Here is a 7732-nt window from a genome sequence, read left to right on the forward strand (position 1 = left end):
AAACGTTCCCTGACGCTGATGGCGAGTACATTTTGAGCGGGCTCTCTGCGGGCAAATGACCCTCGTTTATCCCTGCTGTTGGCACCTGGTCACCCTTTAGAATTTACCTGATCCTGGTGGTCATCGGTTGGGTTATCGTTCAAGGGATAGGCGCTGCTCCGTCGGTGGGGTGACTTTCGGTTGGATAGCTATGGCGTGTGGGCGGATGCGTTCGCCGGCATTCGGCATAATTAGTTCAGTGGTTTCTGGTCCTCGTTCGGAATTGGTGGTGTACATGGTGGCAGTTGGAGGCGTTCCTTTTGACTACTTTCCTAGGTTTTCAGACGAAGAGCGGACAGTGTGCCGGGACGATATGTGTGAGGCGTCCATGACAAGTGCCGTCGATGACGCCGGCTTAGGGGCAGGGTCGTTATGATGAGCCGGTCCGGTGAGTGCTCCGGGGAGTTAGTAGCCCGTGCCAACGGGGACGGGATTGTCCATCTCTGGGCTGTTCTGGACTTATCAATTCGATTGGCGGAGGTCTTGTTCGCCTCTGGGGCCGGCGCCGAAGAAGCGACGACAACTATGAGTATTGTTGCTGAAAGTTACGGAGTGGGTGGGACTACTGCGGATGTGACGCACACCATGTTGACGTTGACGTGGACGGACCCGGATACTCACGAGTCGGTTTCGCGCAGACGTATTATTCGGGAGAGGGGACTTGATTATGCGCGGTTGGCTTCTGCTGCGGCACTGATCACACGAATCAGTGATAGAAAGATTGGCATCGAAGCAGCCCGCCGGCGCTTGTCTGTGATTCTTTCGGGACCACCGCAGGTTCCCAGGCTGTTGCGCAGAGCTGGCTGGAGCCTGATTGGTGCGGGTGCTGCAGTACTTTTTGGGGGTGGATGGCTGGTTGCCGCTGTAGCTTTTGGTGCTTCGTTTGTGCTGGAGGCGATCAGTACCGGGCTAGGGTTTCGTCGTGTACCGGTTTTTTATCAAAGCGTGCTCGGTGGAGTCATTGGTCCTGTTGCTGCCGCGCTTGTCCACTATATTGATCCAGATGCTTCATCTTCTTTGGTTGTTGTGGCCACGATTGTTGTATTGCTGGCTGGGGTCACCACGTTCGGTGCGGTCCAAGATACGCTGACGGGTTTCTACGTCACTGGCCTTGCCCGGATGACTGAGGCCGTCGTGATCACTGTTGGGATCGCAGCCGGGATAATTGGGACCTCGCTGTTACTGGCACGAGTCGGGGTGCCCTTGGTGATTAGCGTCAGCGAAGCACGATCTTCCCATGGGCCTACGGTCACGATCGTGGCCGCCATCGTCATCGTGGTCGGTTTTGCTTTGGCAGCCCAATTACCGTGGCGGGCTCTGGGCGCCGTGGTCGTTCTTGGCGCCGCTACAGAGTTCTTTTACTTATTGTCCATTGCAGCCGGGGCTGGAACCGTTTGGGGTTCGGCCCTGACCGCTGTGGTGATCGGCGCTCTTGCCTCGCTATCGGCTCGGCTGACTCGCACTCCTCCTCTGCCCACAGTGGTGACATCCCTCGTTCCTCTGCTACCTGGCTTTGTACTCTTCAACGGTCTCATGCAGGTTGCTGACGGGTCTGTGACGGGTTTGCTGGGCATGTTCACTGCGGCGGCGGTTGCTGGCGCTCTTGCTGCTGGCGCTATTTTAGGGCAGTTCCTTATAGATCTCGCCGTTTCGCCGGTTAGGGGCCAACGCCGTGTCACGGGTCCACTACTGGCCTTGCCCGCACGGTTCTCACGAAAACGCTCCCAGCGACGGGACAGTGAAGCCCCTCATTGAGGGGAGTTCGCCAGGACCTGGGTCGGGGAAGGCCTCCCAAGCAGTGCCGCATGATCCACGACGCCGCTGATGCCCTAAGGTGGTGTTGAAAGTTATCCAGCATGGGGTGATGACAGTCCTACGGCACCGGGTGGGAGAATTGCGTATATGGATCCGTTGATTGCAACGAGCGTCATTTTGATAGCGGCCATCATTATTTTCATCTGGAACAAATTTCCTCCTGCGGTTGTCGCCCTCGCAGTGGCGTTGGCGTTGTTCTTTTCTGGAACAGTGACTTTTGAACAGGCCATTACCGGGTTGAGTGACCCGTCAGAGGAAACGCGTAACTGAACCTTTCCGCCACGTCACTTCGAAAGCGAGAACTTCCCCTCGCCCAAGCCTCAGTATCCACTGAACGACGTACCCTGCGCGCTAAGAGTCCACTGTGTAGCCCGCACCATCTGGCTCACTCACCCGTTCTGATGCCTAAGATGGTTCCAATCAAAAGTGTTGCCGCAATTCCAAGGCTCGTAAGATCCAGCTAGCGAAATCCGTACAATCCCCCCGGAACTGCCACCAGGAAGAAATCCAGCAGTGGTGCCGAGCAACGCACGACGAAGAATGATAATGCGTTCATCGTGGTGGCGGCAATCGCTGTTGGTGGTGGCACACCCCAAGATTTGAACATGGCTACACGCAGCGCCATATCACTCGGTGGCGGCGCCAACGCCTCCATCGACGTCGCACGATAAACCGAGACACCCGGAGTAAAAAAACCAACGGCATCGCGTTCGCCCCTTGCCGCACCACTAAGACTGCAACAAGTGAGGTGGATCCGGTCCTTGCAGCCAGTGTAGAAGCAGATCTCGCCATGTCACGGACAACGCTGCAGATAGGGTTCCGTTTGCGTATGAAGGCCACAGAGGCCAGCGTTGGAACTAGGAGGAAATCGCTCCATGTCGAAGTCCGGACTGTCTCACACGAGGCTTTCCTACCACTGGACTTACGCTGTGCCTACGGTAGAACTGGTTAAGTCAGGAATAATGCTCCAAGCCAAGTGTACGAACAGTAAATCAGTGAAGCTTTTGGGTGAACGTGCCGGTGGTCGGAACACTGCCATGGTCAGCATCGACGATCGGTCCGAGCAACCGTCAGATCGCCTTGTTCCCGGTGCGTGTGAAAAGGATCTGGTGGCCAGCAAGGGCGGCAAGAGTGTTATCGGGACGCCGATGGAGCGGCACAGCAGCTTGGAGCTTGCTGTGCCTGTCGGCGGGCAAGAGGGTCCGACCGTCTCGCCGAATTCCCGATCGATCGTGCCACTGGCCTGCTCGCCCTGAGGCGTGATTCTTTGACGTGGGATCAGGATACGGAGATGGCCTTCCACGCCGAACTGACACTGGCTATTGATTTTCTCGTGAACTTCGCGCAGGCCCACGCACTGTCGGAACGACCTTCGAATACGAACCCGAAGGGGCTGATCCCGGAGTACATGCCAAGACATCGAGCTGACGAGTCACCAGCCCTATATGGACTCTATTTGCCGATCAGCACAACGATCGGCCCCTGGCAGTTCTAGAATTCCTGACACCAAGGAAAGCATTTAGCAAGCTACTCAACGACTATGTAACTAAGCCGGCTTGACACCGCCAACGCTCTCCCGCGGACTTGGATCCAAGAATGCGGGGCGTTGGGCGAGCAATCCAGGGTGCCCCACCAACCACGCCACCTTGACTTTGGCCGCGCTCCACCCCTTTGGCTTCTTCCCAGGTCCGATCCCACAGCCTGTTCCTTATCGCGATGCGAGGTAACGAGCGGGGCATCCAAGTCCAGACTGAGCGGCTCCACAGCTGCGGCGGTCAACGCCGGGCCCCGGTCCTCGCGGGCTTGACAGACCGGGGAGTTTAACCCGCCCCACAACGTCTGGAATCCGTAAGCGAAGAGATCTAGGTTGGCCACGCTACGCTGAATGGAGCGAGAGATCGTAGAATTTGAGGTGTTCTTGCCAAACACGCTCAGCCTGCTTCGCAGGATGTACAGATCACAGCCATGCTCTCCACCGTGGGCCAGTATGAGAGCCAAGGACCCAGAATCGCCCTGGGGGAGGTAGTGGGCGCGGGCCTTGACGAACTGACTCAACCTGCCCTCACACCATCGGTGGAATCCCAGCGCGTCCACGAGAGACGTCAATACGTTTGACCCGGCCTGTCAGATCAGCTGCTGACCAGTCGTGGCGAGAATAATGGCAGCGGAAAAACTCCGGTCTAGGCTGCAGTGTCCACCGGTCCGGCCGGAGCCGTGAGCATGAAAAGGCGCTTTCCGAGGTCTCGGGTCACTGACCAGAGGACGCCTCGCGCATAGATGACACGGGACGAAGCCGTATCGGGCCTCGCGCGTTCTCAGCTTCTACTGCCATGCCTTTCTGAGTGGCCGTGAGCTCGCCACGGGACGCCATCTCTGCTGCAACACGACGGACCTCGCCCATGCTCTCGCGCCAAGCGTCGCCGTCACCGCACACTACTCTGGCGACCTCACTCGGGCAGATCGAGGAGTTAGCGCGCTTGCGCAGTAAGGCTCGAATGGTCGCAGAAATTCTTTCATCGAATGCTGTAGGTTCGCTCTTTTCCCACCAAGGTTGACCGCGTTCACCTAATGCGATCTTTGCATCGTTAACTCGTGCACGAGCATCGTCTTGACGGGACTTGACGGCGCGTCGAGCGGCCATGAGTTCATCGACCAATTCCTGACGCAGTTTTGGAGGAATGCCAGGATCGCTCGCTCGCCACCTCCTGCCCTTGATAATGAGGTAGTGTCCGTCCTGAGTGACTTCGCCAGTCTTCTCATTCGGCACAGCCTGCCCCTCCCTACTAACTATTATGGCGTTACTCCAGCGCCATCAGTTCGTTGAATATCTCACCATAATACTGTCCGTGTTTTGCTGGCAAACTCCGAATATCTGGTAGTACGACGCTGAGCTGTTAGCCTTGCACCGCACCGGCAACGCACTATCATTCATGTAGAGCGTGTAATCAGTCGCCCCCACCGGTGGCTCAGCATTACTCGACACAGCATTGGAGCCCCCATTACCGACGTAAACGCTTCACATGATGTCTACTACGGCAATCCCGCCACAGACGACGACATTGAACTCATCGAGGAAAGCCTGCCGTCCGTCGCTGCCCGCTTCAAGAATAGGGCGGACGTTGTCCTGCATAAGGGCCGGTATGTCCTGCTCAACCGTGACCGCACACCCAACCAAGCCATGGTGGATGACTTGTTGTTCATCCGCGAGACTCTTGAAAAGGCCGGGCTGAGCTACCTGCTGGTGCGCGGCAACGACGAACGACCGGTGATCTCGGTCGATTGGGAGGACCGAGCTTTGTTGCGTGAGGCTCTCGTCGAGGCCTCCGCCGACGAACCGTTCTATTCATTGACGGTGGACACCCGCAAAAAGTCCGCGGTGTTGGTGGCGGACGGGATAGTAGCGAGGAACAGCAGGTCTCGGATTCTCCGCCTGTACCGGCCGCGATGGGAGCCCGAGGGCGGACTCACATACGGAGCGGCGCTTGGGGTTCAAATTGAGCTGTGGAGCTTTAACGGCGAGGAGTTGGTGCTGCCCATCGAAAACTCGCTGACCCGGCGCACACTGTTGGCACAGGACGCCGTGCGCGGTACCGTAAAGAAGTATGGTCACGTCTGGCCGACCATTGAGAACATGTTCGCTGATCACGCCTCCGACATCGGCTTCGACATTGACTTAGTCTTCTCCTGGGTTGACGGCAGCTCACCTGAGTACATTGCTGCCCGGCGCGCCCGGATGCAGGGCGTGGTGGTGGGTGAGGGTGACGACCATGAGGCACGCTTCCGGCAGATCGACGAGCTCAAATATGCGCTGCGCTCCATTTACACCTTCGCGCCGTGGATTCGGCGCATCTTTATCGCCACGGACTCCCCCACCCCGGTCTGGTTGGACGAGCATCCTTCGGTGACGGTGGTCCGCAGTGAGGAGTTCTTCGCCGACCCTTCAGTACTTCCAACGCACAATTCGCAGGCCGTTGAATGCCAGCTGCACCACATAGACGGCCTGTCAGAACATTTCTTGTACTCCAATGACGACATGTTCTTTGGCCGACCCGTCAGCCCTGACATGTTCTTCACCCCCGGAGGGATCACGAAGTTCATCGAAGCCGAGACGAGAATCGGATTGGGCGAGAACGACGCCGAGCGCAGCGGTTTTGAGAACGCGGCCCGGGTCAACCGCAAATTGCTTCGGGATAGGTTCGGGCGCATCACGACCCGGCACCTGGAACACACGGCCGCACCGCTGCGCCGCAGTGTCATGGCGGAAATGGAGCACGAGTTTCAAGCTGAATTCAGGGCCACCGCGGCCAGCACCTTCCGGGCTGCGGAGAACATTTCCGTCACCAATTCTCTGTACCACTACTACGGGCTACTCACGGGCACGGCAACGATCCAGACAGATGCCAAGGTGAAATATGTGGACACGACGGCGCGGGCCGGCTTGAGGTGCCTGCCGAAACTGCTTGCCAAGCGAAACATGGATTTCTTCTGCCTCAATGACGGCAGTTTCCCCGAGGTCCCCGCGGAGGAACGCGCCGAATTGGTGACCGATTTCCTGCAGAAGTATTTCCCTATTGCCGCACCGTGGGAAAAGTGACACGCCCGCCCCAGCCGAATGTCACAGCAGCTGAGGTTTAGTGTGGCCCCGGCCCACGCCGTCGTGCCTGCACTGGGATGCCACTAGAGCGCACTGCGTGGTCAGGGATGCGCACCCCAGCTGCAGCGAGGCGTTTCTGTGTCTGCTCCGCACTGACCTGCTCGCCAACGCTGGGACCAGAGCCCAATGGCACGGTGGAATGGACGATGGTGTGCTCGTAGATGTGGACCAGGTTGTAGGCTTGCCCGCCGTCGCGGCCGCGGGTGCCGCCTGCCGGCACGTTTAGGTCCTGCGTGTAGCACGTGGCGGATGCAACAGATACCGGGATCCCGGCGAACATGGCGGTGGTCGAGTAGTGCAGGTGGCCGGCCAGGATGGTGCGCACATCCGAGCCGCGCAACACAGCCGCCAGCTCGGACTGCCGGCGAAGCTCAACGAGCACGGCGAGGTCCAGCACGCTGGGCACCGGCGGGTGGTGGAGTGCCAAGATGGTGCCGTCAGGGGCAGGCGTGGCGAGTTCCCCGGCCAGCCACTCCAGCTGCTCGGCGTCGACCTCACCGTGGTGGAAGCCCGGCACCGAGGTATCCAGGGTGATGACCCGCAGTCCGTTCAGGAAGTAACGGTGGTTCACTGGGGCGCCACTTGCCGGCTCCCTCAGAAGGCCTGCGCGGAAGTTTCCGCGATGGTCATGGTTCCCCATGGCCCAGATCACCTGTGCGCCCATGTTTAGGCAGGCTGGCTCCACAATCCCGCGCAGCTTGGCATAGGCTTCGGGCTCACCCTTATCGGCGAGATCGCCGGTAAAGATGACTGCCTCCGGCCGGGCTCCTGATAACGCAATCTGCGCAAATATTTGGCGCAGACGCTGCTCACTGTCCACCGCCCCGTACAGCATGCCCCGTCCACCCACTAGGTGGGTGTCGCTCATGTGAAGCAGGAAATGACGCGGTCGGGGGTGTTCGGCCTCAATGAAGTCCATGACTGCCTTAATGGTCGGGTGGATGCGGCGTTCGCCGTGTCCCTCTCATGTATCTCCATCCAATCACTTCCCACGTGAATTCCGGGTCAACAGAACAGTAAATTTACGACAACGTCTGAGGCTGCGCGAACGTTGACCAATGATGGTGCACCGGGACTCCAAGACCTAAAGCGTGCCGAGAGAGTATCGATTTCGTGGCAAGGGCACCAACCCCGGCGGAGCCCGCGGTGTTAGCGGCCATGAAAAACTGCCCATAGGCGGCCACGTAACTGCCCACTGATGGCCAGCAGAAATGCCCATTGGTG

At 58.7% G+C, this 7732-nt stretch carries 5 protein-coding genes; 3 read left to right on the forward strand and 2 right to left on the reverse strand.

Annotated features, from left to right (window positions below; genetic code table 11):
• Positions 1–414: 414 nt before the first annotated feature.
• Together CVS29_RS14195 and CVS29_RS14200 are read left to right on the forward strand one after the other, a co-directional pair.
• Positions 415–1794, forward strand: coding sequence for a threonine/serine exporter family protein (locus tag CVS29_RS14195; RefSeq protein ID WP_170120995.1), 1380 nt, complete (start codon positions 415–417; stop codon positions 1792–1794).
• Positions 1795–1941: 147 nt separating this feature from the next.
• Complete coding sequence (locus CVS29_RS14200) at positions 1942–2124, forward strand: hypothetical protein (RefSeq protein ID WP_110106986.1); 183 nt, start codon at positions 1942–1944, stop codon at positions 2122–2124.
• A gap of 1978 nt (positions 2125–4102) precedes the next feature.
• On the opposite strand, the gene CVS29_RS14220 is transcribed toward CVS29_RS14200, so the two are convergent.
• Positions 4103–4495 (reverse strand): DUF3253 domain-containing protein, encoded by a 393-nt coding sequence (locus CVS29_RS14220; RefSeq protein WP_245932253.1) that lies wholly within the window; start codon positions 4493–4495, stop codon positions 4103–4105.
• 417 nt (positions 4496–4912) lie between these two features.
• Here CVS29_RS14220 and CVS29_RS14225 point away from each other — a divergent pair, with 417 nt between their 5' ends.
• Positions 4913–6448: a stealth family protein gene (locus tag CVS29_RS14225; RefSeq protein WP_245932254.1), complete on the forward strand. Its 1536-nt coding sequence runs from the start codon at positions 4913–4915 to the stop codon at positions 6446–6448.
• A gap of 37 nt (positions 6449–6485) precedes the next feature.
• Here the strand turns inward: CVS29_RS14225 and CVS29_RS14230 are convergent, their stop codons facing one another.
• The gene (locus CVS29_RS14230; RefSeq protein ID WP_110106992.1) at positions 6486–7427 is read right to left on the reverse strand and encodes a phosphodiesterase; all 942 of its coding nucleotides are present in this window, start codon (positions 7425–7427) and stop codon (positions 6486–6488) included.
• Between the last annotated feature and the right edge of the window lie 305 nt (positions 7428–7732).

The organism is Arthrobacter psychrochitiniphilus (assembly GCF_003185915.1).
Classification (GTDB): domain Bacteria; phylum Actinomycetota; class Actinomycetes; order Actinomycetales; family Micrococcaceae; genus Specibacter; species Specibacter psychrochitiniphilus.